The sequence below is a fragment of the Rhizobium ruizarguesonis genome (assembly GCF_017357285.1).
GTDB classification, from domain to species: Bacteria; Pseudomonadota; Alphaproteobacteria; order Rhizobiales; family Rhizobiaceae; genus Rhizobium; species Rhizobium ruizarguesonis.
This window is the reverse complement of sequence record NZ_CP071678.1, coordinates 210,509-237,340: the sequence shown is the minus strand read 5'-3', so window position 1 is coordinate 237,340 and position 26,832 is coordinate 210,509. Positions and strand designations below refer to the sequence as shown.

The 26,832-nt window shown below is 61.5% G+C and carries 20 protein-coding genes; 15 read left to right on the top strand and 5 right to left on the bottom strand.

Annotated features, from left to right (window positions below; genetic code table 11):
* Positions 1-26: 26 nt before the first annotated feature.
* The 4 genes from J3P73_RS01075 to J3P73_RS01060 are packed head-to-tail and all read left to right on the top strand — an operon-like array spanning position 27 to position 2,994.
* Positions 27-722: a DUF1045 domain-containing protein gene (locus J3P73_RS01075; RefSeq protein WP_018070362.1), complete on the top strand. Its 696-nt coding sequence runs from the start codon at positions 27-29 to the stop codon at positions 720-722.
* Positions 723-735: 13 nt separating this feature from the next.
* Complete coding sequence (locus J3P73_RS01070; RefSeq protein ID WP_026238715.1) at positions 736-1,875, top strand: alpha-D-ribose 1-methylphosphonate 5-triphosphate diphosphatase; 1,140 nt, start codon at positions 736-738, stop codon at positions 1,873-1,875.
* Positions 1,872-2,471 (top strand): phosphonate metabolism protein/1,5-bisphosphokinase (PRPP-forming) PhnN, encoded by a 600-nt coding sequence (gene phnN / locus J3P73_RS01065; protein WP_018070364.1) that lies wholly within the window; start codon positions 1,872-1,874, stop codon positions 2,469-2,471. The genes J3P73_RS01070 and phnN overlap by 4 nt, the downstream gene beginning before the upstream one ends.
* 19 nt (positions 2,472-2,490) lie before the next feature.
* The gene (locus J3P73_RS01060; RefSeq protein WP_018070365.1) at positions 2,491-2,994 is read left to right on the top strand and encodes a GrpB family protein; all 504 of its coding nucleotides are present in this window, start codon (positions 2,491-2,493) and stop codon (positions 2,992-2,994) included.
* A gap of 37 nt (positions 2,995-3,031) precedes the next feature.
* On the opposite strand, the gene J3P73_RS01055 is transcribed toward J3P73_RS01060, so the two are convergent.
* The gene (locus J3P73_RS01055) at positions 3,032-5,374 is read right to left on the bottom strand and encodes a DNA translocase FtsK (RefSeq protein WP_024323187.1); all 2,343 of its coding nucleotides are present in this window, start codon (positions 5,372-5,374) and stop codon (positions 3,032-3,034) included.
* A 275-nt stretch (positions 5,375-5,649) separates the two neighbouring features.
* Positions 5,650-8,649, bottom strand: a complete 3,000-nt coding sequence (gene polA / locus J3P73_RS01050; RefSeq protein ID WP_032989629.1) for a DNA polymerase I — start codon at positions 8,647-8,649, stop codon at positions 5,650-5,652.
* Between the two features lie 543 nt (positions 8,650-9,192).
* On the opposite strand from polA, the gene J3P73_RS01045 reads away from it, so the two are divergent.
* Positions 9,193-9,609 carry a MarR family winged helix-turn-helix transcriptional regulator gene (locus J3P73_RS01045; protein WP_003544385.1) on the top strand — a complete coding sequence of 139 codons (417 nt, stop codon included), beginning with the start codon at positions 9,193-9,195 and terminating at the stop codon, positions 9,607-9,609.
* Positions 9,610-9,719: 110 nt separating this feature from the next.
* Here the strand turns inward: J3P73_RS01045 and J3P73_RS01040 are convergent, their stop codons facing one another.
* On the bottom strand, positions 9,720-12,104 hold the full coding sequence (locus J3P73_RS01040) for a bifunctional diguanylate cyclase/phosphodiesterase (protein WP_130772089.1): 2,385 nt from the start codon (positions 12,102-12,104) through the stop codon (positions 9,720-9,722).
* Between the two features lie 213 nt (positions 12,105-12,317).
* Here J3P73_RS01040 and J3P73_RS01035 point away from each other — a divergent pair, with 213 nt between their 5' ends.
* The 7 genes from J3P73_RS01035 (at position 12,318) to J3P73_RS01005 (ending at position 22,319) form a co-directional block, all read left to right on the top strand.
* On the top strand, positions 12,318-13,706 hold the full coding sequence (locus J3P73_RS01035; protein WP_130772087.1) for a dipeptidase: 1,389 nt from the start codon (positions 12,318-12,320) through the stop codon (positions 13,704-13,706).
* 379 nt (positions 13,707-14,085) lie between these two features.
* Positions 14,086-14,754 (top strand): SH3 domain-containing protein, encoded by a 669-nt coding sequence (locus J3P73_RS01030; protein WP_130814730.1) that lies wholly within the window; start codon positions 14,086-14,088, stop codon positions 14,752-14,754.
* A 547-nt stretch (positions 14,755-15,301) separates the two neighbouring features.
* Positions 15,302-15,523, top strand: a complete 222-nt coding sequence (locus J3P73_RS01025) for a hypothetical protein (RefSeq protein WP_018070371.1) — start codon at positions 15,302-15,304, stop codon at positions 15,521-15,523.
* Between the two features lie 210 nt (positions 15,524-15,733).
* Complete coding sequence (locus J3P73_RS01020) at positions 15,734-18,076, top strand: transglycosylase domain-containing protein (RefSeq protein WP_130682686.1); 2,343 nt, start codon at positions 15,734-15,736, stop codon at positions 18,074-18,076.
* A 384-nt stretch (positions 18,077-18,460) separates the two neighbouring features.
* The gene (dnaK, locus tag J3P73_RS01015; RefSeq protein ID WP_018070373.1) at positions 18,461-20,377 is read left to right on the top strand and encodes a molecular chaperone DnaK; all 1,917 of its coding nucleotides are present in this window, start codon (positions 18,461-18,463) and stop codon (positions 20,375-20,377) included.
* An 86-nt stretch (positions 20,378-20,463) separates the two neighbouring features.
* Complete coding sequence (gene dnaJ, locus J3P73_RS01010) at positions 20,464-21,591, top strand: molecular chaperone DnaJ (protein WP_011649969.1); 1,128 nt, start codon at positions 20,464-20,466, stop codon at positions 21,589-21,591.
* 527 nt (positions 21,592-22,118) lie between these two features.
* Entirely contained in the window at positions 22,119-22,319 is a 201-nt protein-coding gene (locus J3P73_RS01005) for a hypothetical protein (RefSeq protein ID WP_075225239.1), read from the top strand.
* A 155-nt stretch (positions 22,320-22,474) separates the two neighbouring features.
* Here J3P73_RS01005 and J3P73_RS01000 read toward each other — a convergent pair whose 3' ends face one another.
* Positions 22,475-22,840, bottom strand: a complete 366-nt coding sequence (locus J3P73_RS01000; protein WP_075225240.1) for a helix-turn-helix domain-containing protein — start codon at positions 22,838-22,840, stop codon at positions 22,475-22,477.
* Positions 22,841-23,322: 482 nt separating this feature from the next.
* Here J3P73_RS01000 and recF point away from each other — a divergent pair, with 482 nt between their 5' ends.
* The 3 genes from recF to J3P73_RS00985 are packed head-to-tail and all read left to right on the top strand — an operon-like array spanning position 23,323 to position 25,753.
* Positions 23,323-24,447 carry a DNA replication/repair protein RecF gene (recF, locus tag J3P73_RS00995; protein ID WP_130656729.1) on the top strand — a complete coding sequence of 375 codons (1,125 nt, stop codon included), beginning with the start codon at positions 23,323-23,325 and terminating at the stop codon, positions 24,445-24,447.
* Positions 24,444-25,268, top strand: a complete 825-nt coding sequence (locus J3P73_RS00990) for a molybdopterin-synthase adenylyltransferase MoeB (RefSeq protein ID WP_130656728.1) — start codon at positions 24,444-24,446, stop codon at positions 25,266-25,268. Before recF ends, J3P73_RS00990 begins: the two co-directional genes overlap by 4 nt.
* Positions 25,265-25,753 carry a GNAT family N-acetyltransferase gene (locus J3P73_RS00985; RefSeq protein WP_018070378.1) on the top strand — a complete coding sequence of 163 codons (489 nt, stop codon included), beginning with the start codon at positions 25,265-25,267 and terminating at the stop codon, positions 25,751-25,753. The genes J3P73_RS00990 and J3P73_RS00985 overlap by 4 nt, the downstream gene beginning before the upstream one ends.
* 13 nt (positions 25,754-25,766) lie before the next feature.
* Here the strand turns inward: J3P73_RS00985 and J3P73_RS00980 are convergent, their stop codons facing one another.
* Positions 25,767-26,768, bottom strand: a complete 1,002-nt coding sequence (locus J3P73_RS00980; RefSeq protein WP_018070379.1) for a 2-hydroxyacid dehydrogenase — start codon at positions 26,766-26,768, stop codon at positions 25,767-25,769.
* Positions 26,769-26,832: the final 64 nt, after the last annotated feature.

Sequence of the window (26,832 nt, the reverse complement as noted above, 5' to 3'; positions counted from 1 at the left end):
TTTGGACGATCTCCAGGATAAAAGCCTTGCGCTACGCTCTCTATTTCTCGCCGCCGAAGGATGATCCCCTGACCGGCGCGGCCTCGCTCTGGCTCGGTCGCAATGCTTTCACCGGCGAGACCTATCCGGCACCGGAATATGCGCAACTGGGTGCGGCAGAGCAATTCGAGCTGACCGCCGACCCCCGCCGCTACGGCTTTCACGCCACGATCAAGGCGCCTTTTTCGCTCGCCTCCTCGGTCACCGAGAAAGATCTCATGGCCGTCGCCGAGGATTTTGCTCAGCGCACGCAAGCCTTCGAGATTCCTGAACTCGTGCTCGGCCAGCTCGGCCGTTTTTTTGCTCTCGTTCCCGGTTCTCTTCATCAACCTCTTCAGGATTTCGCCGCGAAGGTGGTAAGGTCGTTCGAACCGTTCCGGGCAGCGCTTTCCGAGGCCGATATGGCGCGGCGCAACCCGGAGAAGCTCAGCGACAGCCAGCGCACCCATCTGCAGCGCTGGGGTTATCCTTACGTCATGGAGGATTTCGGCTTTCACATGACGCTGAGCGGCCAGGTGCCCGAGACACGTGCTCAGGTAATGAAAGCGATCCTGACCGAGCGTTTTGCCGATTTCACCGGCCGACCGCTTTCGATTTCCGGCCTTGCCGTCTTCATCGAGGAGACGCGCGGTGCCCCGTTCAAAATTCATTCCTGGCTGCCGCTTGCCGGCGCCAAAAGCTGAAAGACTTGACGACATGAGCAAAGAGACCGTGTTTTCCAACGCCCGCATCGTTCTCGAGGATGACATCCTCTTAGGCTCGATCCTCATCCGCGACGGGAAGATCGCCGACATCTCCGGGGGTAACTCGGTAGCCGGCGAAGATTTCGAAGGCGACTACGTCATCCCAGGCCTTGTCGAACTGCACACCGATCATCTCGAAGGCCATTATCAGCCGCGCCCCGGCATTCGCTGGAACAAGACCGCCGCCATCCAGGCGCATGACGCCCAGATCGTCACCTCAGGCATTACCACTGTGTTCGACTGCCTGCGCATGGGTGCGGACGAGGACGGCGGCTTCGAACATGGCGAGATGCGCGAGATGGCCGATGCCATCCAGTCGGCGGAGAAGGAAGGCAGGCTGCGTGCCGAGCACCTGCTTCATTTGCGCTGCGAGGTCTCGGCCGACAATGTGCTCGAACATTTCGCCGACTTCGAAAACGACCGGCATGTGCGGCTCGTCTCGCTGATGGATCATGCACCCGGCCAGCGTCAGTTCCAGACGATGGATCAATATGTCTTCTACTACCAGAAGAAGCGGGGCCTGAGCGACGAGGCTTTTGCGCGTTTCGTCGCCAAGCGCCAGGCAGAATCGGCGCGCAATTCGACGCCGCACCGCAACGCCATCGCCAAGGTCTGCGCCGAGCGCGGCATCACCGTGGCAAGCCATGACGATGCGACGCTCTCGCATGTCGACGAGGCGATCGACAACGGTGTGCGCCTGGCCGAGTTCCCGACCAGCTTCGACGCCGCCCGGGCATCGCACGGACATGGCATGAGCGTGCTGATGGGCGCGCCGAACATCGTGCGCGGCAAATCCCATTCCGGCAACATCGCCGCCCGCGACCTTGCCGAAATGGGGGTGCTCGATGTGCTTTCCTCTGATTACGTGCCGCTCAGCCTACTGCATGCGCCGTTCATCCTCGCCGATGAGGTCGAGAGCATCAGCCTGCCGAAGGCGATCGCCATGGTGACGTCGACACCCGCCCGCACCGTCAGCCTCGATGATCGCGGCCGGATCGCAACGGGACTGCGCGCCGATCTCGTTCGCGTCCATCGTTCGCACGGCGTGCCGGTGACACGCTCGGTCTGGCGCCAAGGACGCCGTGTCGCATGACGATGTCGCACGAACCCCACGCAGGAGCCGGAGCCGAGCGCGGCATCATGGTCGTCGTCGTCGGACCGAGCGGCGCTGGCAAGGACACGCTGATGAACCTCGCGGCCCGGCGTTTCAAGGGCCGCGACGATGTGCATTTCGTCCGCCGCGTTATCACCCGTCACCGTGACGCCGGCGGCGAAGATCATCTTTCCGTCTCCCTCCAAGGTTTTGCCGCCATGGAGCAATCAGGCTCCTTCGCCGTCTGGTGGGAAGCGCACGGCCTGAAATACGGCATTCCGGCCGAAGTTTCGGTAGCGCTGTCGAAAGGCCACGTCGTCGTCGCCAACGGCTCGCGCTCGGCGCTTCATCGCTTCCAGGCCGCCTTCCCGCGTCTGAAAGTCATCAACGTCACCGCCCGCCCCGAAGTGCTCGCCGGCCGGCTGGAGGCGCGCGGCCGCGAGACGCATGAAGATATCATGGCCCGGCTTGCCCGCGGACCGCTGACGGTGCGCGGCGAATACGACGTGGTGGAGCTCGACAATAGCGGCTCGCTCGAAGAGGCCGAGCAGAAGATGATCGAGATCCTAAACGGGTTGCTGACCAAGACGCACTGAACGGATCGAGAGGAAGGGCATGCGTGCTATCAAGGTGGTCGACTACGATCCTTGCTGGCCGCGGCTCTTTGCCGAAATCAGCGCCGAGGTCTCCGCCTTGCTCGGCGACCGCCTGCTTTCCATCGATCATATCGGCAGCACCTCGGTGCCTGGCCTGGCGGCCAAGCCGAAGATCGACCTCGATGCCGTGATGATATCCGACGCGTTCCTGCCGGCGGCGATCGAGGTGGTGCGCGCGGCCGATTTCGTCTTCCACGGCGATACTGGAGAGCAACGATGGGCTTTCACCCGCGATCATCAAGCTTATGGCTTCAAGCTCTATCTTTGCGGACCCAATAATCGCGCGCATCGGGAGCGCATTCTGTTTCGCGATTATCTCCGGGATCATCCCGAGAGGGCCAGGGCCTATGCCGATCTGAAACGCAGGCTGGCTGCGGAGGCAAGCCGCGATTGGGATTTTTATACCGGCGGAAAGACCGCGTTTGTCAGCGAGACGGTTCGGCTGGCTGCCTTGAGGACATGAAATGGAGTGCGCGCAGTGCACTCCATGCCATTATCGATTAATCGCCATCGCCCCGTCCCGATACGATCTCGCGCTTGCCGACGTGATTGGCCGGACCGACCAGACCTTCCTTCTCCATGCGTTCCACCAGCGAGGCGGCGCGGTTATAGCCGATGCCGAGGCGGCGCTGGATGTAGGACGTCGAGCATTTCTTGTCGCGCATGACGACCTTGACCGCCTGTTCGTAAAGCTCGTTGCCATCCTCCGAGGCCATGGCGCTCTTGTCGAAAACGGCGCCGGCTTCTTCCTCTTCCGTCTCTTCCTCCTCGTCGGCGGTGACAGTGTCGAGATATTCCGGACGGCCTTGGGTTTTCAGATGGGCAACGACCTTTTCGACCTCGACATCCGAGACGAAGGGACCGTGGACACGGGAAATCCGCCCGCCGCCCTGCATATGCAGCATATCTCCCTGACCGAGCAGCTGTTCAGCGCCCTGTTCGCCGAGAATGGTGCGGCTGTCGATCTTCGAGGTCACCTGGAAGGAGATGCGGGTCGGGAAGTTTGCCTTGATCGTGCCGGTGATGACGTCGACCGACGGACGCTGTGTCGCCATGATCAGATGGATGCCGGCGGCTCGCGCCATCTGGGCGAGGCGCTGGATCGCGCCTTCGATATCCTTGCCGGCGACCATCATCAGGTCGGCCATCTCATCGACGATGACAACGATATAGGGCATCGGCGTCAGGTCCAGCGCCTGGCTTTCCTCGATCGGAGTGCCGGTGCCCTTGTCGAAGCCGACCTGGACCATGACATGGATGGTCTCGCCCTTTTCGCGGGCCTGGGCGACGCGGTCGTTGTAACCGTCGATGTTGCGGACACCGAGGCGCGACATCTTGCGATAGCGCTCCTCCATTTCGCGCACGGCCCATTTCAGCGCCATGACCGCCTTCTTCGGATCGGTGACGACGGGCGTCAGCAGATGCGGGATGCCGTCATAGACTGACAGTTCGAGCATCTTCGGGTCGACCATGATCAGGCGGCATTGTTCCGGCGTCATGCGGTAGAGCAGCGACAGGATCATCGTGTTGATCGCGACCGACTTGCCGGAACCGGTGGTGCCGGCGACGAGCAGATGAGGCATCTTGGCGAGTTCGGCAATGACAGGCTCGCCGCCGATGGTCTTGCCGAGGCCGAGCGCCAGCTTGTAACCGCTCTTCTCGAAATCCTGGCTTTCGATCATCTCGCGGAAATAGACGGTTTCACGTGTCACATTCGGCAATTCGATGCCGATGACGTTGCGGCCGGGGACGACGGCAACACGGGCCGAAAGCGCCGACATCGAGCGGGCGATATCGTCGGCAAGGCCGATGACGCGCGACGATTTCACGCCCGGCGCCGGCTCGAATTCATAGAGGGTGACGACAGGGCCGGGGCGGACATGGATGATCTCGCCCTTGATGCCGAAATCCTCCAGCACGCTTTCCAGAAGCCCGGCATTCTGCTCCAGCGTCTCCTGCGACATGATCTCGCCGAGGCGTTCCGGCGGTTCCTGCAGAAGGGCGCGCGGCGGGAATTCATAGCCGGATGCGTCGATCCTTTCGGGCCTCGCGGCCAGGCGCGGCGACGGCAGAACCGCGGCGACAGGCGGGGTGCGCTGCGGCGCCGGCGCAGCCTGAGGTGCTGATGCAATTTGAGGGGCTGGCGCGACCTGGGGGGTTGGCGCCGCTTGAGGTGCCGGCATGACCGGTGCCTCGACAGCGATGCGCCTGGGCCTTTCCAGGGACGGGGCGGCCGGAGGGCGCACAGCAACCTTTGCGGAGATCGCGGCGGGCTGCGGGACCGCGCGGGAGGTGACGGGAGCAGGGGCCGGCCGGCCGGGGCGCCATTCCATGATCCGGAACAGCGACGTGATCGATTCGGGCGAGGCCTCGGTCTTCGGGAACGAGATCAAGGAAGGCGCGCGAACCGGCGTCTCTTCGAAGGCCATGACTTCCCAGAAGGCGAAATCCGAAATGGAGGAAAGCTCGGCGCTGGCGCGGAAGGCGGGCGCGCCCGGCACGTCAGGCAAAGGTGACTGCTGCAGTTCAACCCTGTGCGGTGCTGCGGAAATTTCGTCCGGCTCGGGCAGATAGATATCGAACGGCACGTCGACGGCAACCGGCTCTATCCGTATCGCCTGCTGTCCAATCTGCGAATCATCGCGAACGGGCTCATTCGGCGCGCGCCGCTTGCTGATCAGCGTTTCCGGCGTGCGGGTGAAACGGACATTCGGCGCGAGGGAAAAGTTGCTCTGCCAGATGGGTGCCGCCGGCTTCTCCCCTGGGTTTTCCGCCGGAAGGTCCGTTTCAATCTCGCTGGAAAAATCTCCGGCATCCGTCAAATTGGTTCTGGGAAAACGCATGCGTCCGCTACTCACTCATGCTTTGCAAATTACGACCCTACCGGGATAGAAAAGGAAGGTTAATAAGTTCCTTCCTGCCGTATCGTTCCGATACGACTCCTGGAGATAAATCGCTGCACTTTCAATGAGTTCTGGCAGTGAGAAAAATCTTTGCCAATTTTGGCGAGGCGCTCTAAAGCGCGTCGCAATCTTTCAGATTCGCTCGTCGCGCTTTAGGTTTTATTTCCACGCATGTCGTTGTCGCAAAACCGCTGCACAGTTTTGCGCGACATGCTTTAGTGCGCCTCGTCCCAATTGGTGGCGGCGCGGGCATCGACCCTCAGCGGCACGCGCATTTCCAGCGCCGGCATGGTGGCGTTTTCCATGACCGAGACGATGACCGGCATCGCCTTTTCGACATCCCCGTCCTCGACCTCGAAGATGAGTTCATCGTGCACCTGCAGCAGCATGCGGACGCGATCGGCAAGGCCGACTTCAACAAGCGCCGGCTCTATCTTGATCATCGCCCGGCGGATGACGTCGGCAGCCGAGCCCTGGATGGGCGCATTGATCGCCGCACGTTCGTTGAATGCGCGTACGGATGGATTGGACGAGCGGATTTCGGGATAGTTGATGCGGCGACCGAAGATCGTTTCGACGTAACCCTTGTCGCGCGCCATGGCCTTCCGGCTTTCCATATAGTCGCGGATGCCGGGGAAACGCTCGAAATACTTCTTGATGTAGTCGCCGGCTTCCGAACGCTCGATCGAAAGCTGATTGGCAAGGCCGAAGGCCGAGATGCCGTAGATGATGCCGAAATTGATCGCCTTGGCGCGGCGGCGCACCTCGCCCGGCATGCCTTCCACCGGAACGCCGAACATTTCCGACGCGGTCATGGCGTGGATGTCGACGCCATCTTCGAAGGCCTTGGTCAATTGCGGGATCTCGGCCACATGGGCAAGCACGCGCAGTTCGATCTGGCTGTAGTCGGCGGAGATCAGCTTGTGGCCAGGCGTCGAGATGAAGGCGGTGCGGATCTTGCGGCCTTCTGCGGTGCGCACCGGAATGTTCTGCAGGTTCGGCTCCGACGAGGACAGGCGCCCCGTGGTCGTCGATGCCAGCGAGTAGGAGGTGTGGACCCGCTTTGTCTCGGGGTGAACGTAACCCGGAAGCGCGTCGGTATAGGTGGATTTCAGCTTGGTAACTTGGCGCCAGTCGACGATCTTGCGCGGCAATTCGAAACCGGCGGCGGCCAGATCCTCGAGCACCTGGGCGGAGGTGGACCATTGGCCTGTCTTCGTCTTGCTGCCGCCGGAAAGGCCCATCTTGCCGAACAGGATATCGCCCAGCTGCTTCGGCGAACCGATATTGAAACGCTCGCCAGCCAGCACGTAAATCTCGTCCTCCAGCCTTGCTGCACTCTGGGCCAGCTCGCCGGACAGGCGCGACAGGATCTGCCGGTCGACGGTGATGCCGCGCGCTTCCATGCGCGCCAGCACCGGCAATAGCGGCCGCTCCAGCCGTTCATAGACGCTGGTCAATCCCGCCGCCGCCAGCCGCGGCTTCAGCACCAGCCAGAGGCGCAGCGTCACGTCGGCATCTTCGGCGGCATAATGGGTGGCGCGGTCGATATCGACCAGATCGAAGGTGACGTTCGCCTTGCCGCTGCCCGCCACGTCCTTGTAGGGGATCGGCGTATGGCCGAGGAACTTTTCCGAGAGCGGGTCCATGCCATGCGCGCCGGTGCCGGCGTCGAGCACGTAGGAGATCAGCATCGTGTCGTCGAAACTTCTGGTCTCGATGCCGTAGCGCTTCATCAGCAGGTAATCGTATTTCAGGTTCTGGGCGACCTTGAGAACCGATTCGTCTTCCAGCAATGCCTTCAGCCGTGGCAGGGCATCGCCCATGGGAATCTGGTTTTCGGCAAGGCCGCCGCCGAGCAGATCGCCGACGCCGTTCTTGTGGACGAGCGGCACATAGGCGGCGCGGATCTTCGTGCCGGTGGGATCGGCCGTATTGTCAGCGATCGCCAGCGAAAAGCCGACAAGCTCGGCCTGCATCGCATCCAGCGACGTGGTCTCGGTATCGAAAGCAACGAGGCCGGTAGCGCGCGCATCGGCGATCCAGCGGTCGAGCGTCGTCAGATCGCGGATCGTGACATAGGCCGAATGATCGAAGGGCAGCGTCGCAAAGGCTTCGGCCCGCGCCTTGGCAAGATCGGCGGGCGAAAAGGCGCCCTCGACAGCGGTCTTCGCTTTCGCACGCGGCGGCACCGGCATGGATTCGCCAGAAACATCGGGGATGCCGCCAGCAACGGGCTCAGGTTCGGCCGCATCGAGATCCGGGCCGCGGGCAGCCTCACCCCATTCGATGCGAACGATCGCCGGTTCGATGGCGCTCGCATCGCAATCGCAGGCTTCGGCGACACGGCGCGTCAGCGTGGTGAATTCCATCGTCTTGAGGAAGCCGATCAGCTTCGGGCCGTTCTGCGGTTCCAACACCAGCGCGTCGAGATCGAGATCGAGCGGCACATCGGTGCGCAACCGCACGAGGTCGCGCGAGAGCCTGGCCATGTCGATATTGGCGAGGATCGTCTCGCGGCGTTTGACCTGTTTGATCTCGGTGGCGCGTTCGAGCAGGGTGTCGAGATCGCCGTATTCCTCGAGGAGCTGGGCGGCGGTTTTCGGGCCGATGCCGGGAATGCCGGGAACGTTGTCGACGGAATCACCGGTCATCGCCTGCAGGTCGACCATCTTTTCCGGCGGCACGCCCCATTTCTCGATGACATCGGGAATGCCGATCTGCTTGTCCTTCATGCTGTCATACATGTGGACATTGGGGCTGACGAGCTGCATCAGATCCTTGTCGGAGGAGACGACGGTGACATCGGCGCCGGTCGCTTCGGCCTGGCGGGCATAGGTGGCGATGATGTCGTCGGCCTCGAAGCCTTCGGTCTCGATGCAGGGCAGATTGAAGGCGCGGGTCGCCTCTCTTATAAGGCCGAATTGCGGGATGAGCTCTTCCGGCGGAGCGGAGCGGTTCGCCTTGTAGGCGTCGTAGAGATCCTTGCGAAACGTCTTGGCGGAATAATCGAAGATGACGGCAAGATGTGTCGGCGTCACGCCGACATCGGTATTGCGTGCATCCCTCAGCAGTTTCCACAGCATGTTGCAGAAACCGGAAACGGCGCCGATCGGCAGGCCGTCGGTCTTGCGGGTCAGCGGCGGCAATGCATGAAACGCCCGGAAGATGAATCCGGAACCATCGACTAGGAAGAGGTGATCGCCTTTTTTCATGCGTGCATGGATAGCGCGGGCATGGGACGAGGTCCATATAGAGTTCGGCATAAAGTTCGGCGCGCGAAAAGGATTATGGCGTTCGGAGCGTCACAGCGCCGCGCGTCTTTTCGGACGCGCAGAGAACGCTGAGCACTTGGCGTTGCTGCATAATTTTATCCTTCGAGCGATTCCGATTCCCGGAATCCTGCAGCCGGGATTCCGGCTCACCAAACTGTTACCGATTTGTAACGATGGCCCTCCCTTGAAAAACCACATTCTGAGGCACAAATCCATGTCACCGGCGCTTGATTGCGCCGCGGGTCTGATTACCGGCTTGTCCCCCGCCGCGTCAGGCTTGGACAAAGGCCTTATCCCCCTCTCCGGGCCTTTGTCCCCACTTTAAAGTCGCCATGGCCAACCTCCAGGCCATGGCGACTTTTGTTTTTTCAAGACACTCGAAATTCTGATCGCCGCTTGCATGTTATGGAGCATCGTATGCGATTTGCTGCATTGTCTCCGGCATGGTTTTGAGCCTAACTTGCAATCATGGGATTTAACCGCATGGATTCGGGAGCCTACCTTGCCAGCCAGCTGGCGAAGGGTTTTGCCCGCTCGCTGCACCAGCGCGCGGTCGGGCTCGGTTTTTCTCCGGGCCAGTTCCCCATTCTGCTGGAACTCTGGGCCGAGGACGGGCTGACCCAGAAACAGCTTCTCGAGCGGGTCGATATTGAGCAGGCGACCATGGCCAACACGCTTTCGCGCATGGTGCGCGACGGGTTGATCGAACGGCGGCCGCATCCGTCCGACAAGCGGGCGCAACTGCTCTTCCTGACGCCGCGCGCCCGCGCCATGGAGGCCGAAGCGATCGAGACCGCGCGTGAGGCCGACCTGGCGCTGTTTAAAGGTTTTCGAGTTTTCGAGCGCGAGCTGACACTCGAATATATCCGCCGGCTTCTGGAAAACGCCAAGGCGCTCTGACCACTGCATAGTTCCTTAAATCGGAATCGATTTAAGGATAAAATTATGCAGCAGTCTAAAAGTGTTACAGCGTCCTTTGCGCGTCTGAAAAGACGCGCGGCGCTGTAAGATCACTCGCCAGCACCATGTGCGCGTCGCAATGACGACACGCCGGTTTCCATCTGCGCGGTCAGGACGTTTTCGTGGGCGGCAAGCTTGATGCTCGGCTCGATATCCGGCTTGCCGAGTAAAAGGCCCTGCACTTGCGCGCAGCCTTCCTCGACGACGATCCGGCGCTGCATCTCGGTTTCCACGCCCTCCGTCACGACAGGCATTCCGAGGCTATGACCAAGGCCGATGATGGCGCGCACGATCGAGCGCGCCCCCGCATCATGTTCCAGCACGCCGGTGAAACTGCGGTCGACCTTGATCTTGTCGAAAGGGAATGAACGCAGGTTGGAAAGCGAGGAAAAACCGGTGCCGAAATCATCCATGACGATGTGCACGCCGAGCTTGTGCAGCCGCAGCAGCGTCATCATCACCCGGTCGCGATCGCGAATGAGGGCCGCCTCGGTGATCTCGAGCTCCAGCCGGCCGGGCGCAAGCCCGGTTTCGGCGAGGATCGCCTCGATCCGCTCGCAGAGGTTCGGCAGCATGAATTGCACCGGCGAGAGATTGACGGCGATCATCAACGGCAGCGGCCAGCGCACAGCCTCCCTGCAGGCCTGCTGCAACACCCATTCGCCGAGTTGGACGATCGAGCCGCTTTCCTCGGCGATCGGGATGAAGATATCGGGCTCGGTCAAGCCGTGACCTGGCCGGTTCCAGCGCATCAGGGCCTCGTAGCCGCCGATCTCGCCGCTCAGCGCATCGAGGATCGGCTGATAGCTGACGTGGATCTGGTTGCGGATGATCGCATGACGCAGTTCGCTTTCGATCTGGCGGCGGTTCCGTGCCGCCTTATCCATTTCCGCGTCGAAGAAACAGACCTTGCCGCGACCGTCATGCTTGACGCGGTAGAGTGCAGTATCGGCATTGTTGCAGAGTTCTTCAGCAGCAGCGCCATCCGCGGGATAGAGTGCGATGCCGACGCTGACGCCGACGGCGGTCGGGTCGCGCGCCGTGTCCATCTCGGCGGCGAATTCGCCAAGGATATCAGCCGCAAGCTTTTGGGCCGCCGCCGGCTGCTGCCCGGCGAGCTGAATGATGGCGAATTCATCGCCGCCGAGGCGGGCGATCGTATCGCTTTCATCGGCCACGCGGCGCAGGATCGAGGCGACCTTGCGGAGAATACGGTCGCCTTCGGCATGGCCGAAGATATCGTTGACGGCCTTGAAGCGATCGAGGTCGAGATAGAAGAGGGCAACCTCGCTGTTCTTTCGTTCGGCCATCTGCAGCGCCTGCCGGATGCGGGTATCGAACAGCGACCTGTTCGGCAGATCGGTGAGCACGTCGTGGTGGGCGAGATGCTCGATCATCTCCTCGGCCTGCCTGCGCTCGGTGAGATCACGCACCGCCAGCACCTCGCAATTGTGCCCGCGATAGACGATCCTGCTCGCGGTCACTTCGACGGCGATCTCCCCGCCGTCCCTGGTGTTGAGCAGCGTCTCGCTGGGTCTGTTCTGCCCAGTCCCCTGAAAAGCGGTCAAAACAGCCGAGGGCGCCTTGCCGGCAAGACCGGCAAGCTTCCAACCGGAAAGCTCCTGGAAGCGTTCATTGGCGTCGATGATCCGGCCTTCCCGCAGGATCAGCAGCCCTTCCTGCGAGGCATTCGCGAGCCCCCTCAGATCCGTCAGATGGCTTTCGATAAAGACCACCGCGAGCGCAATCAGAATGAGCGTCGTCGCCGCCACCACGACGATCGCAGCAAGGAGGCTGGCGTCGAGCACCGTTGCCGGAAGCTCTTTGCCGGGATCCGGCACGAGCGTGATGCTGGCCATCGAGATGAAATGGAGAGCGCAGATCGCGAGGACGAAAGTGATTGACGAGGCGAGGAGCCGCCTCAGTCCCTTCAATTGGAAAAAGGCGTGGAAGGCGGCGCTCGACAACAGCGCTCCCGCGAGAACCGCACTCAGCGTCATCAAGGGATCATAAAGGATGACAGCCTGCGTTTCGATCGCCTGCATGCCGGTCAGGTGCATGGAGGCGATGCCGAGCGCCATCAGGGCGCCGCCGCGGATGCGAGAAAACCTGCCGCGGCTTTCCGAAGCAACGAGGATGGCCGCCCACGAACCGACAACCGACAGGAGGAAAGAAAGCGTCGTCAGGCCCAGTTGGTAGCCGATCGGCATGCCGCCGTCATAGGCCAGCATCGCGATGAAGTGCGTTGCCCATACGCCGGTACCGAAAGCGAAAGCCGAGGCGCCGATCCAGAGCTTGCGCCGCCCGGCGTCGCATTCCTGGGCGCGGGAAAGCAGCAGCATGGCCGCCATAGCGCCGACCAGGCAGACGGCGGCGGCCGCAAGCACCAGCCGCCAATCGTGGTTGTCCCGAATACATGTAATGACCGAAAACATCCGAACCTCGCACAGCAGAATTCGGTCAAACTATTTAGGTTGTACTAAATAACTGTAAATTGAATTAGTATTACCTTTTATATTATCCGGCAAATCTTCCTGATATTAGTCCATGCCCCGCCGGTCTTTCGCGCCGACGATTTTTTGTTTTTCCGCCTCGCCTGCCTTTCTGGTTTGGTCTATCGTCCGGCCGAATTTCAAAAGGAGTCGAAAATGACCGATGTAAACCAGGTGCTTGCGCGCGCGGATCAGAACCTTTCATCGAGCCTCGACAAGCTGTTCGAACTTCTGCGCATCCAGTCGATTTCCACCGATCCCGCCTATAAAGCCGAATGCCGAAAGGCCGCCGAATGGCTCGTCGCCTATCTTGAAGGGCTAGGCTTTGCGGCCTCGGTCCGCGACACGCCCGGCCATCCGATGGTGGTCGCCCACCATGCCGGCGCTTCCGCCGATGCGCCGCATGTTCTCTTCTACGGCCATTACGACGTTCAGCCGGTCGACCCGATCGAGCTCTGGGAAAATGACCCCTTCGAGCCGTCGATCAAGGATGTCGGCGAGGGCCGCAAGATCCTGACCGGCCGCGGCACCTCTGACGACAAGGGCCAGCTGATGACCTTCGTCGAGGCTTGCCGCGCCTATAAGGAGATCAACGGCGCGCTTCCCTGCCGCATCACCATTCTCTTCGAGGGCGAGGAGGAATCCGGCTCGCCATCCCTGAAGCCCTTCCTCGAAGCCAATGCCGCCGAGCTCAAGGCCGATTATGCGTTGGTCTGCGATACCGGCATGTGGGACCGCGACACGCCGGCGATCGCTGCAGCGCTGCGCGGCCTCGTCGGCGAGGAAGTGATCGTGACGGCCGCCGACCGCGACCTGCATTCCGGCCTCTTCGGCGGCGCGGCGGCCAATCCGATCCATATTCTCGTCGAGGCTCTTGCCGGTCTGCATGACGAGACGGGCCGCATCACGCTTGACGGCTTCTATGATGGCGTCGAGGAAACGCCCGACAACATCAAGGCGTCATGGGAGACGCTCGGCAAGACCGCGGAGAGCTTCCTCGGCGAAGTCGGCCTCTCTATCCCATCCGGCGAAAAGGGCCGCTCGGTGCTGGAACTCACCTGGGCGCGGCCGACCGCCGAAATCAACGGCATCTGGGGCGGCTATACCGGCGAAGGCTTCAAGACGGTGATCGCCGCCAAGGCTTCGGCCAAGGTTTCGTTCCGCCTCGTCGGCACGCAGGATCCGGCCGCCATCCGCGAGGCTTTCCGCAGCTATATCAGCTCGAATATTCCCGCCGATTGCTCGGTCGAGTTCCATCCGCATGGCGGCTCGCCAGCGATCCACCTCTCTTATGATTCGCCTGTTCTGACCAAGGCGAAGAACGCGCTTTCCGACGAGTGGCCGAAACCCGCCATCGTCATCGGCATGGGCGGGTCGATCCCGATCGTCGGGGATTTCCAGAAGATGCTCGGCATGGAATCGCTGCTCGTCGGCTTCGGCCTCAGCGATGACCGCATCCACTCGCCGAACGAGAAATACGAGCTCGTCTCCTACCACAAGGGCATCCGCTCCTGGGTGCGGATTCTTCAGGCGCTGGCCGCCTGAAAGACGTGCCAGGCAGAATCGCAAAAAACAAAAAGGCCGGTTCGACCCGGCCTTTCGTCATCCGCTCATCTCAGTGCCAGTTCATCCGTGGTCAAGGAGCAAGCGGGTATTGCAATGAGACTGCCGCCGAAAGGTTAACCAACCGTTAACAGTGCCTACCCTTTGTCGGAAGCACCACTCGCGGCTCCAAGGCGCTGTCCGACATTTCGCCGTTCAAGCTGCGTTCATCGCGGGCGATATATAAGCCATTGAAAGATAAGACGAATAACAACGCCCTAAACACCTGGGGGCGATCGCTCTATCTTTTGTTTCAATGGCATATGCCAAGGAAACGCGGCCAAGCGCTGCCTGAAAAACGTGCCAACAAGGACTGAGAAGCGTGAAAAATCTCTTTATTAAAATCGCAGCGGTCGGCCTGCTTATGCTGGCGCCTGCCATAGCGCAGGCTGCCGAGGGCTACTCGACGGCGAACGTCAACATGCGTGCGGGTCCGAGCACCCGTTATCCCGCCGTCGCGGTCATCCCGACCGGTTCTTCCGTTGAGATCCGCGGATGCCTTTCCGACGTCAACTGGTGCGACGTGGAATTCTACGGCGGCCGCGGCTGGGTTTCCGGCCAGTACGTGCAGGCCCTCTACCAGCAGCGCCGCGTCTATGTCGGCCCGCAATACTACCGTCCGCTCGGCATTCCGATGATTCGGTTCAGCGTCGACAATTATTGGGACCGTTACTACCGCAACCGCGATTTCTATCGCGACCGTGACCGCTGGAGCCGCGGCCCGGATTATTACTACCGCGACCGCGACAATCGGGATCGTGACCGCGATCGGGATAACCGGGATCGTGACCGTAACTGGCGCGAGCGGGATGGCGACCGAGATGGGCGCGATCGCGATCGTGACTGGCGCGACGACAATCAAAGGGACGATCGGCAAAGGGACGATCGGCAAAGAGGTGAACGGCAGAGGGACGACCGGAGAGGCGATGATCGCAGGCCTGACCGCAGGAACTTTGATTGCCGCCCCGGCGATCCCTCCTGCGACGAATGAAACAGAAGGGGGACGGCACGCCGTCCTCTTTTGAGGTTTGCCAAGCCAAAGGCAAACACCCAAGAAAAAGCCCGGCGCTCCCTTGGGAGGGATGCACCGGGCCTGATGTCGATCGGCGCGTGTTGAGGGGAGACGGCCGATCATTCGCGGGACGTGAGGGGTTGTCCCGCTTCTCCATAAACAATCGCGAAGCCTATTGGTTCCGCCTCCTGCACAATTCCTTACATCGGAATCGAATTTAAGGATAAAATTATCCAGAAATTCAAAGTGTTACAGCATCTCTTGCGCCTCTCGAAAAGACGCGCGGCGCGGTAATCTATGTCGTATCGCACGTAACTCGCGCCACAGACTGCGGGTCTTTGTTTTCACGACGCGCGCCGCTTCGCCGGCGAGCGCAAGACAGGAAACGCGGGGGAAGCATCGATCCTCGGACACGGTCACCGACAATTTGATGTGAAGCCATCGCGAGGCTCTTGTTTTGCGGGATTCTTTATTGCAGTTTTGTGAAGTTGCGGATTGATTTTAATCCGTTCGAGGCTGGACCCTGATGACGCAAGACTACCTGGCTTTCTTCGGGCTTTTCGCCCCTCGGGCAGCCGCTACCGATGTTACCATTTGGCATAAACACAACCCACTCCTGCCTGTACGCCTCACCGATGGGGCGAACCTCAACCCTTCCGGCCAGATCTGGCGCCGCTTTCATCTGGGCGAGTGGGAATATAAGCAGGACCCGGAAACGCTCGACGATTACGAGGCCCGGCAGTTCTGAAGGCAATGCTGTCGCCCGGCGCGATCTGCTTTACTTTCCATTATTAATACCCCGTTAAATCGCCGCATTTACAGTTCAGTCGGATGATCACGGCGGCACTCAAAGTGCTCCAGCGTCCTTCGCGCATCTGAAAAGACGCGCGGCGCTGGAGAAGAGCACCGTTATGCGAAGCTGGCTTCGCGATCGAACATGGGGTGCGACCGGTCCGCGATGGCAGGCAGAGGCAGATCAGGCGACAGAATAGAACCGTCCTTCAGCGGCCGCCCGGCACGCGACGATGACGAATTCTCGCTCGATGCCGACGACCGCATTGCCGGAGGCCGATCCCAGCGCCGCGGCGGCTCGAATCCCCCGCCGCAACGTGCCGCCCCCCGGCGGAAGCGCGAGCCGCAAGAGCGCGAAGGCGGCGGCTTTTTCGGCTTCCTGCGCCGCGTGATCTACTGGTGCGTCGTGCTTTTCATCTGGGCGGGCATCGGCGTTGCCGGGCTCGTGGTCTATTATGGCTCGCGCATGCCGAGCGCCAGCACATGGGCGATCCCGGAGCGGCCGCCGAACGTGAAGATCACCGCCGTCGACGGCAGCGTCATTGCCAATCGCGGCGCCACCGGCGGCGAGGCGCTGTCGCTCGAAAACATGTCGCCCTATATTCCGGAAGCCGTCATCGCCATCGAAGATCGGCGTTTCTATTCGCATTTCGGCGTCGATCCGCTCGGCCTCGGCCGGGCTGTTGTGACCAACCTCACGGCTGGTCACATGGTGCAGGGTGGCTCGACGCTGACGCAGCAGCTTGCCAAGAACCTCTTCCTCTCGCCTGAGAGAACGCTTGAACGCAAAGTGCAGGAGGTGCTGCTCTCGCTCTGGCTGGAGCAGAAATACACCAAGGACCAGATCCTTGCCATGTATCTCAACCGGGTGTTCTTCGGATCGAACGCCTATGGCGTCGAGGCGGCCTCACGCCGCTACTTCAACAAATCGGCGCGTGACGTGAACCTCGGCGAGGCCGCGGTGCTGGCCGGCCTGCTCAAGGCGCCGTCGCGGCTCTCGCCGGCCCGCGATGCGGACGCGGCGAATGCGCGCGCCCAGCTCGTGCTCGCGGCGATGCGCGAGCAGGGTTTCATCACCGATTCCGAGGTCAAGACGGCGATGTCGCAGACCCCGGCTTCGGCCAAGAGTTACTGGTCGGGCGCCGGGCACTATGTCGCCGACATGGTGATGGACGAGCTGCCGGGTCTGATCGGCGACGTCAAGGAAGACGTCATCGTCGATACGACCATCGACAAGTCGCTGGAAAAGAAGGCCGAGCAATCGCTGGTCGACGTGCTCGACAAGGAGGGCGGGAAGCTCGACGCCTCGCAGGCGGCCCTGGTCTCGATCGACGGCACCGGCGCGATCCGGGCACTGGTCGGCGGCAGGGACTATGCGACAAGCCAGTTCAACCGCGCCGTCAAGGCCAAACGCCAGCCGGGTTCGTCGTTCAAGCCCTTCGTCTATGCTGCCGCACTCGAGAAGGGGCTGACGCCCTATTCGGTGTTCAATGACGCGCCGATCCGGATCGGCGACTGGACGCCCGAAAATTACGAGAAGAAATACAATGGCGAGGTGACGCTGGCGACCGCGCTTGCCAAGTCGCTGAATACGGTGGCCGCCCAGCTGGTGATGTATGACGGGCCGGACCAGGTGATCAAGCTTGCCCACCGGCTCGGCATTGAAAGCGAGCTGCAGCCGAACGCCTCAATCGCGCTCGGCACCTCCGAGGTGTCGCTGATGGAACTCACCGCCTCCTATGCCGCCTTCATGAACGGCGGCTACAAGGCGACGCCGCACGTCATCCGCCGGGTGACGACAGCCGAAGGCAAGGTTCTCTACGAAAATACCTATGACAGCCCGCCGCGCGTGCTGTCCGAGCAGATCGCCGCCGAAATGGATACGATGATGATGGGCGTCATCGAGAGCGGCACCGGCAAGAGCGCCAAGATCCCCGGTTGGCAGGCGGCGGGAAAGACCGGCACGACGCAGAATTCGCGCGACGCGCTCTTCGTCGGTTTCACCAGCAACCTCACCACCGGCGTCTGGTTCGGCAATGACGACGGCAAGCCGATGAAGAAGGTGACCGGCGGCGGCTTGCCCGCCAAGGCCTGGAAGGAATTCATGATCGCCGCCCACAAGGGACTTTCGCCGGCACCGCTCTTCGGCAACGGCCAGTTGATCGCCGATCCGAACAATGGGCAGCCGATGGCGCAGACAGCGCCAGGCGATGGGCAATTGGGCAGCGGGCAGCCGATGACGGCCGAGGCGCCGCCTTCGACGATCGGCGGCATTATTTCCGGCGTCTTCGGCGGCAACGACAATGCAAACCGCTATCCGCAAGCGCCTGCCCGGCAGCAGGGGGCAAGCTCCGGCAATGGCGGCCCGGTTCCGCCCGCAGACATTGCCGAAGGCGGGGGTGCTAACTATGAGGGCATGGTTCCACCCGGCGATGTCGGGGGCGCGCAGACAACCTCTTCCGTCCAGCCGCGGCGCACGACGCTGCTCGATCTGATCATGGGCCAGTGAGATCTTTGCTGTATGCCCCGCACAAGCCCGATGCCCTTAAGCGCGTCGCGATCTTTCAGATTCGCGCCTCGCGCTTCAGGTCTTTGTTTTACGCATGTCGTGGTCGCAAAACCGCCGCACAGTTTTGCGCGACATGCCGTAAAATACGGCCGCTTTCCGAACATGGGGCGACCTCTTTCCCGGCTACTGTAAAAATTGAACGCAACACATTCGTTTTGCTGGATTCCGGGGCATTTCTCGCCTTGCAGTCCAGAAAACCGCTCCTTATATACGCCGCATCACCGCAATCACGATTGCGTAATCTCAAGTAGACCCATCCCGTAAGGGGCTGTCAGGGAAATGCCTTCTCGGGGTTCCGACAGCTTGCTTCAAGGAGAGAATGACATGGCAAAAGTAATTGGTATCGACCTTGGAACGACGAATTCCTGCGTCGCAGTCATGGACGGCAAGGACGCGAAGGTTATCGAGAATGCGGAAGGTGCACGCACGACCCCTTCCATGGTGGCATTTTCCGAAGATGGCGAACGCCTCGTCGGCCAGCCGGCCAAGCGCCAGGCAGTCACCAACCCGACGAACACGCTCTTTGCAGTCAAGCGCCTGATCGGCCGCCGATACGAAGATCCGACCGTCGAGAAGGACAAGCACCTCGTTCCCTTCACCATCGTCAAGGGCGACAATGGCGACGCCTGGGTCGAAGCCAATGGCAAGGGCTACTCGCCCGCACAGATTTCCGCGATGATCCTTCAGAAGATGAAGGAAACCGCCGAATCCTATCTCGGCGAAAAGGTCGAGAAGGCCGTCATTACCGTTCCCGCCTACTTCAACGACGCGCAGCGCCAGGCCACCAAGGATGCCGGCCGCATCGCCGGTCTTGAAGTCCTGCGCATCATCAACGAGCCGACCGCTGCGGCACTCGCCTACGGCCTCGACAAGAAAGAAGGCAAGACGATTGCCGTCTACGACCTTGGCGGCGGCACCTTCGATATTTCGATCCTCGAGATCGGCGACGGCGTCTTCGAGGTGAAGTCCACCAACGGCGATACTTTCCTCGGCGGTGAAGACTTCGACATGCGTCTCGTCGAATATCTCGTCGGCGAGTTCAAGAGAGACAACGGCATCGACCTGAAGAACGACAAGCTTGCCCTGCAGCGCCTCAAGGAAGCTGCGGAAAAGGCAAAGATCGAGCTTTCGTCCTCGCAGCAGACCGAAATCAACCTGCCGTTCATCACCGCCGACGCCTCCGGCCCGAAGCATCTGACGCTGAAGCTGACCCGCGCCAAACTCGAGAGCCTGGTCGACGATCTCGTCCAGCGCACGATCGCGCCGTGCAAGGCAGCGCTCAAGGATGCCGGTGTTACCGCTGCCGAAATCGACGAAGTGGTTCTCGTCGGCGGCATGAGCCGCATGCCGAAGGTGCAGGAAGTCGTCAAGCAGTTGTTCGGCAAGGAGCCGCACAAGGGCGTCAACCCGGATGAAGTCGTCGCCCTCGGCGCCGCCATCCAGGCCGGCGTTCTGCAGGGCGACGTCAAGGACGTCCTGCTCCTCGACGTAACGCCGCTGTCGCTCGGCATCGAGACGCTGGGTGGTGTCTTCACCCGCCTGATCGAACGCAACACGACGATCCCGACGAAGAAGAGCCAGACCTTCTCGACCGCCGAAGACAACCAGCAGGCCGTGACCATCCGCGTTTCGCAGGGCGAGCGTGAAATGGCTGCCGACAACAAGCTGCTCGGCCAGTTCGACCTCGTCGGGCTGCCGCCGTCGCCGCGCGGCATGCCGCAGATCGAAGTCACCTTCGACATCGACGCCAACGGCATCGTCCAGGTTTCGGCCAAGGACAAGGGCACCGGCAAGGAACAGCAGATCCGCATCCAGGCTTCCGGCGGTCTTTCCGACGCCGACATCGAGAAGATGGTAAAGGATGCCGAAGCCCATGCCACCGAAGACAAGAAGCGCCGCGAGGCCGTCGAAGCCCGGAACCAGGCTGAAAGCCTGATCCATTCCTCGGAAAAGTCGCTGAAGGATTACGGTGACAAGGTTTCCGAGGCCGACCGCACCGCGATCTCGGATGCGATCGCTGCGCTGAAGACGGCGTCGGAAGCGTCCGAGCCCGATGCCGACGACATCAAGGCCAAGACCCAGACGCTGATGGAAGTGTCGATGAAGCTCGGGCAGGCGATCTATGAAGCACAGCAGGCCGAAAGCGGCGCTGCTGGCGATGCCTCTGCGGAAGGTGGCGACAATGTCGTCGATGCCGACTACGAGGAAATCAAGGACGACGACCGCAAGAAGTCCGCGTAATCCGCGACGGCGTGGTTATGCTTCAACACCTGATCCGGCTGCTCACCATGGCAGCCGGAAAATCCATTTCCGGGGTTTAATCCTTAATGGCAAAAGCGGACTTTTACGAAACTCTGGGTGTGGCCAAGTCGGCGGACGAGAAAGAGCTGAAAAGCGCCTTCCGCAAACTGGCGATGAAATACCATCCGGACAAGAACCCGGATGACAAGGACGCCGAACGGAAGTTCAAGGAAATCAACGAAGCCTACGAGATGCTCAAGGACCCGCAGAAGCGGGCAGCCTATGATCGTTATGGCCATGCGGCCTTCGAGCATGGCGGCATGGGCGGCGGTGGCGGCGGATTTGCCGGCGGCGGTTTCTCCGACATCTTCGAGGATATCTTCGGCGAGATGATGGGTGGTGGGCGCGCGCGCCAGCGCTCGTCGGGCGGCCGTGAGCGTGGCGCCGATCTTCGCTACAACATGGAAATAACGCTGGAAGAATCTTTCTCCGGCAAGACGGCGCAGATCCGCGTTCCGACGTCGATCACCTGCGACGTCTGTTCGGGTTCGGGCGCCAAGCCCGGCACGCAGCCGAAGAACTGCGGCACCTGCCAGGGAACGGGGCGCGTGCGCGCGGCACAGGGCTTCTTCTCGATCGAGCGGACCTGCCCGACCTGCCACGGCCGCGGCCAGATCATTCCCGATCCTTGCCCGAAGTGCCACGGCCAGGGCCGGGTGACGGAAGAGCGTTCGCTCTCGGTCAATATTCCCGCCGGCATCGAGGACGGCACGCGCATCCGCCTGCAGGGCGAAGGCGAAGCCGGCGCCCGCGGCGGGCCGGCAGGTGACCTCTATATCTTCCTGTCCGTCAAACCGCATGAATTCTACCAGCGCGACGGAGCCGATCTCTATTGCGCCGTTCCGATCTCGATGACGACGGCCGCGCTCGGCGGAACCTTTGACGTGGCGACGCTCGACGGCACCAAGTCGCGCGTGACCGTGCCCGAGGGCACGCAGGTCGGCAAACAGTTCCGCCTCAAGGGCAAGGGCATGCCCGTGCTGCGTTCGGTGCAGACGGGCGACCTCTACATCCAGATCCAGATCGAGACGCCGCAAAAGCTCACCAAGCGCCAACGCGAACTGCTTCAGGAATTCGAGCAGCTTTCCTCCAAGGAGAACAATCCGGAATCGACGGGCTTCTTTGCCCGGATGAAGGAATTCTTCGAGGGCTGAGCCGCAACCGACACGCCCATTTCGAAAGCCGGGGACGGAAACGTCTCCGGTTCTTTTGTCCCAGGAATCCTAGAGCGGTTAAGCTTTTAACGGAAGCGCAGGACCGCTCTAGCCTTTTGTTTCTATGCAATTCCGGACGGAAAACCGCTTCGCACTTTTCCTGGAATTGCTCTAAAGCGCGGCGCGATCTTTCAGATTCGCTCGTCGCGCTTTAAGTCTTTGTTTTTATGCATGTCGTCATCACAAAACCGCTGCACACTTTGCGCGGCATGTCTCAATTTGTGACATTCGCCATCCACGCCGGCCAATCTGTCCCGGATCGATACGGCGGCGGGCGGGAAGATGACTTGCGTTAACGCAGCCAGATGATGCCGCTTGCAAGTTTTCCAAATGAATTCAGTCTCTGCCGTCAGTGCATAACCCCGAAAATCGGAATCGAATTTCGAGGTTATGCACCAAATCAATGCGATAGAGCGTCCTTAGTGCGGCACTCTAGCGGGGGACAACCAAACCAAGGGTAACGACCAATGGCGCCAGCCTTTTCCTCTCAGTCCGACGACGTCGACGTTCTCGCCGGCGCCATCTACACATGGTGCGCCGAGCGCAATATCAAGCTTCGCAGCCAGCAGGGCCTTTCAATCGCCAGCATCGCGATCGACCTTTACCATGCCGGCCACCAGACGCAGGACGATCTGCTGATGGCGCTGCACGAACGCGAGATTCACTAAAGCGCGCGGCACCGAACCTCATTCAGGTGACCTGCCCCGGTCCTTGTGTTGATGCACGCCGCCCCCAAAACGCTGCACAGCTGCAAGCATCTGGACATCGTCCAGAGCGGGAACAGGTCGTTCTTTTTCGTGGTAAACCTGATGGCTCAGTGGAATCAGGCGGCGGTTTCGGCCGCTTCGCCCGTCATGAGGGTGAGGATGGTCTTGACCGCTTCCTTGCCTGCCGGTGAGTTCAGTTTGTCGAAGCTTAGCGCAAGCGCATAGGCGTCGGGGCTGAGTTCGATACGGCTGCCGAATGGTGACACGCCGGCTCCCTCGAAAAGGGCAGAGATCTCGACATCGAGAAAAACCGCGATCTGATGCAACTTGCTGGCGGAAACGCGGTTCGTCCCCTTTTCGTATTTCTGGATCTGCTGGAAAGTCAGTCCGAGTGCTTCGCCAAGTTCGAGTTGGGAAACACGGCGAAGGGCGCGAAACTGTCTGACGTTGCGACCGACGATAATATCAACCGGATCTGGCACTTCATCACTCTCTCATACATAAACGGTTCGTTTACCATATCGCCTTCCCGGAATAACTCAACCCAGCAGTTGCAAAATTCAACCGACTTTTTCTGGGCATTACGTTACGTCAGTCGCCTTAAAGGATCGCGGCAAAGCCGGAATATCCGGATCTCGGAGGCACTGACGGTGACCGTCGACAATATCGGCCTGGCGATGTCGGAGCATCCCCGGCGGTTGTATTTTTAGTAGAATTTAGAACGCTTAATGCCTGCGCCCTACATTTGCAGAATGTCGGACACCAGCACCTCGGTCACGGTGTCATTCGGAAAATATGTCCCGCGCGGTATTTCGCCGCTTCGAGCTTCTCCCTTATGGCTCAACCGCCGCGTCCCTGATTTGCGGCGGTATCAGAGGTTCGCGATCCACGGCCAAGAAGCTGCCAGCCTTGCCATCAACGCCGCTTAGGCTTAGCTGTCACGCTTCACGATTCCGGACATTCGATGCCGCACAAGGTTTCTCTTTCCCGTCTGAAGCTGACAGACTTCCGCAACTATGCGGCAGCGGCCCTTACCCTTGACGGTCGGCACGCCGTGCTGACGGGAGACAACGGCGCCGGCAAGACCAATCTCATGGAGGCCGTCTCGCTGCTTTCGCCTGGCCGCGGTCTGCGTCGCGCGGCCTATGGCGACATTACCCGCGTCGGCGCGGCCGGCGGGTTTTCGATCTTCGCCGTGCTCGATGGCATGGAGGGCGACGTCGAGATCGGCACCGGCATCGAAACCAGCGAGGAGACCACCGCCCGCAGGCTGCGCATCAATGGCACAACGGCAAAGACTGCCGACGAACTGACCGACCATCTGCGCCTTCTCTGGCTGACACCGGCGATGGACGGCCTGTTTACCGGTGCCTCCTCCGACCGGCGCCGCTTTCTCGACCGGCTGGTGCTGTCGCTCGATCCCGCCCATGGCCGCCGCGCCAGCGATTTCGAGCGCGCCATGCGCAGCCGCAACAAATTGCTGGACGAAGGCCGCTTCGATCCCTCCTGGCTTGCCGGCATCGAGGAGCAGATGGCAAGCCTCGGCATCGCCATGGCGCTCGCCCGGCAGGAGATGCTCGGCCTGCTGACTCGGCTGATCGAGGAAACACGGGAGAGCTCGCCCTTCCCTTCGGCATCGCTGCAGCTCTCGGGATTCATGGACGGTCAGTTCTCGCGCCCCTCGGTGGACCTCGAAGATGACTACGCGGCGATGCTGGCAGAGAGCCGCTACCGCGATGCCGGAGCCGGGCGCACGCTCGAGGGGCCGCACCGGGCCGATCTCATCGTGCATCACCGCGAAAAGGCGATGGAGGCGGAGCGTTGCTCCACCGGCGAGCAGAAAGCGCTGCTTGTCGGCCTGGTGCTTGCGCATGCGCGGCTCGTCGGCAATCTCACCGGCCATGCGCCGATCCTGCTGCTCGACGAGATCGCAGCGCATCTAGACGAGGGCCGCCGCGCCGCGCTATTCGACCTCATCGACGGGCTCGGCGGCCAGGCCTTCATGACAGGAACGGATCGGGCGATGTTTTCAGCACTCGGCGACAGGGCGCAGTTTTTCACGGTTGCCGACGGAAGGGTGTTCGAATGACGGAGGCGGCTTTTCCCGGCGTCGGGCGTCATGATAACATCGGCGCCATGGAACCGCTCAGCCCGGAAGAAATCGCGCGCTATCACCGCCACATCCTGCTTCCCGAGATCGGCGGCGCCGGCCAGCAGAAACTGAAAGCCGCCCGCGTGCTGGTGATCGGCGCCGGCGGCCTCGGTGCACCGGTCCTGCAATATCTGGCCGCTGCCGGCGTCGGCACGCTCGGTATCGTCGACGACGACCGGGTGTCGCTGTCGAACCTGCAGCGCCAGGTGATCCACGATTCCGGCACGATCGGCGAGCTGAAGACCGAGAGTGCCGCCTTCGCCATCGCCAGGCTCAATCCGCATGTCCAACTGATCCGCTTCGAGGAACGCTTTTCGCCGGAGGCCGCCCGCCGTCAGCTCTCGGGTTTCGATCTTCTGATCGACGGATCGGACAATTTCGACACGCGTTATGCCGCCGCCGATGCGGCTGATGAAGCGCGCATCCCGCTCGTCAGCGGCGCCGTCGGGCGTTTCGATGGTTCGCTGACGGTTCTCAAGCCCTATGAGACAGCTGAGGATGGAACGGCCAACCCTGGATATCGCGACCTGTTTCCGGAAGCGCCGCCGGCGGGGCTGATTCCCGCCTGCGCCGAGGCCGGCATCATTGGCGCACTCACAGGCGTCATCGGCACGATGATGGCGATGGAGGCGATCAAGCTCATCACCGGCACCGGCGAACCGCTGGTCGGACGGTTGCTGCTCTACGACGCGCTCTCGGCCCGCTTCGACACCATCCGCTACAAACGACGCCACACGACACAAAGACAGGCCGGATGACGATTATTCGTCTTGATCAGACTTTCACGCGCTGGGACGAACTGCTGGCTCTGATCCTCGCCTCCTTCGCCTCGATGAACGGCAGGATCGATCCGCAATCTTCGGCGCTCAAGCTGACGACGGAGTCGCTGGCCGAAAAGTCCAGAGCCGAGATCGGCCATGTCGCCATCGACGGCGAAAAGCTGATCGGCTGCCTCTTCCTACGGCCGGAGACCGATTGTCTCTATGTCGGCAAGCTCGCCGTTCTGCCTGAGGCGCAGGGCAAGGGCCTCGGCAAGCGGCTGCTGGCGATTGCCGAGGAAACGGCCGCAGCGCTCGGTCTTCCCGCTTTGCGGCTGGAAACGCGGATCGAGCTCACCGACAATCACGCCGTCTTTGCCGCCTGGGGATTTTCCAGAACCGCCGAAAAGGCGCATCCCGGCTTTGCCAGGACGACATTCGTCGAGATGCGCAAGGTCCTTGCGCCTCCGATCTGCGTCGCCTGATTTACAGCGTTCTTCAACGGCCCGGCAGCACGCGATTCGGCGGCCTGTGACCGTCGATGAAGGTGCGGATGTTGATGATGACCTTGTCGCCCATGTCGATGCGGCCTTCGATCGTCGCCGAGCTCATATGCGGCAGCAGCACGACCTTGCCCTCATTGGCGAGCTTGACCAGCTTCGGGTTGACGGCGGGCTCGTTTTCGAAGACGTCGAGGCCGGCGCCGGCAATCCGTCCCTCCCTCAGGCACTTGATCAGCGCAGCTTCGTCGACCACGTCGCCGCGTGCGGTGTTGACGAGATAGGCTGTCGGCTGCAGCAGCGCCAGACGGCGGGCCGAGATCAGGTGGAAGGTCGCCGGCGTCGACGGACAATTGATCGAAACGATGTCAACGCGGGCGAGCATCTGGTCGAGGCTTTCCCAATAGGTCGCCTCCAGTTCGTCCTCAACGGCCGGATTGACGCGCTTGCGATTGTGATAGTGGATCGACAGGCCGAAAGCCTTGGCGCGGCGGGCGACCGCCGTGCCGATGCGGCCCATGCCGACGATGCCGATGCGCTTGCCGTGAATGCGCCGGCCGAGCATCCAGGTGGGAGACCAGCCTGCCCATTCACCCGGCTTGTCGGTCAGCACGCGCGCACCTTCGCCGAGCCTTCTCGGAACTGAGAGAATCAGCGCCATGGTCATATCGGCGGTGTCCTCAGTCAGGACGTTCGGCGTGTTGGTGACGGTAATGCCCTTGCGCGCAGCCGCCTCGACGTCGATGTGATCGGTGCCGTTGGAGAAGCTCGCAATCAGCTTCATCTGCGGTCCCGCCTGCTCGATCAGCGCCGCGTCGATACGATCGGTGACGGTCGGCACCAGCACGTCGGCGGTCTTGACCGCGGCGATAAGCTCAGGAACGGAACGCGGCGCGTCGTCGATGTTCAGCTCTGCGTCGAAGAGTTCGCGCATGCGGGTTTCGACGGCATCCGGCAGCTTGCGGGTGATGTAGACCTTCGGTTTTTTCTTCGCTGTCATGGCTGCCTGTGGTGCCTTGTTCAGAGGTCTTTAACCAAGAGGGGTGATAATTTTCCCATTCCGG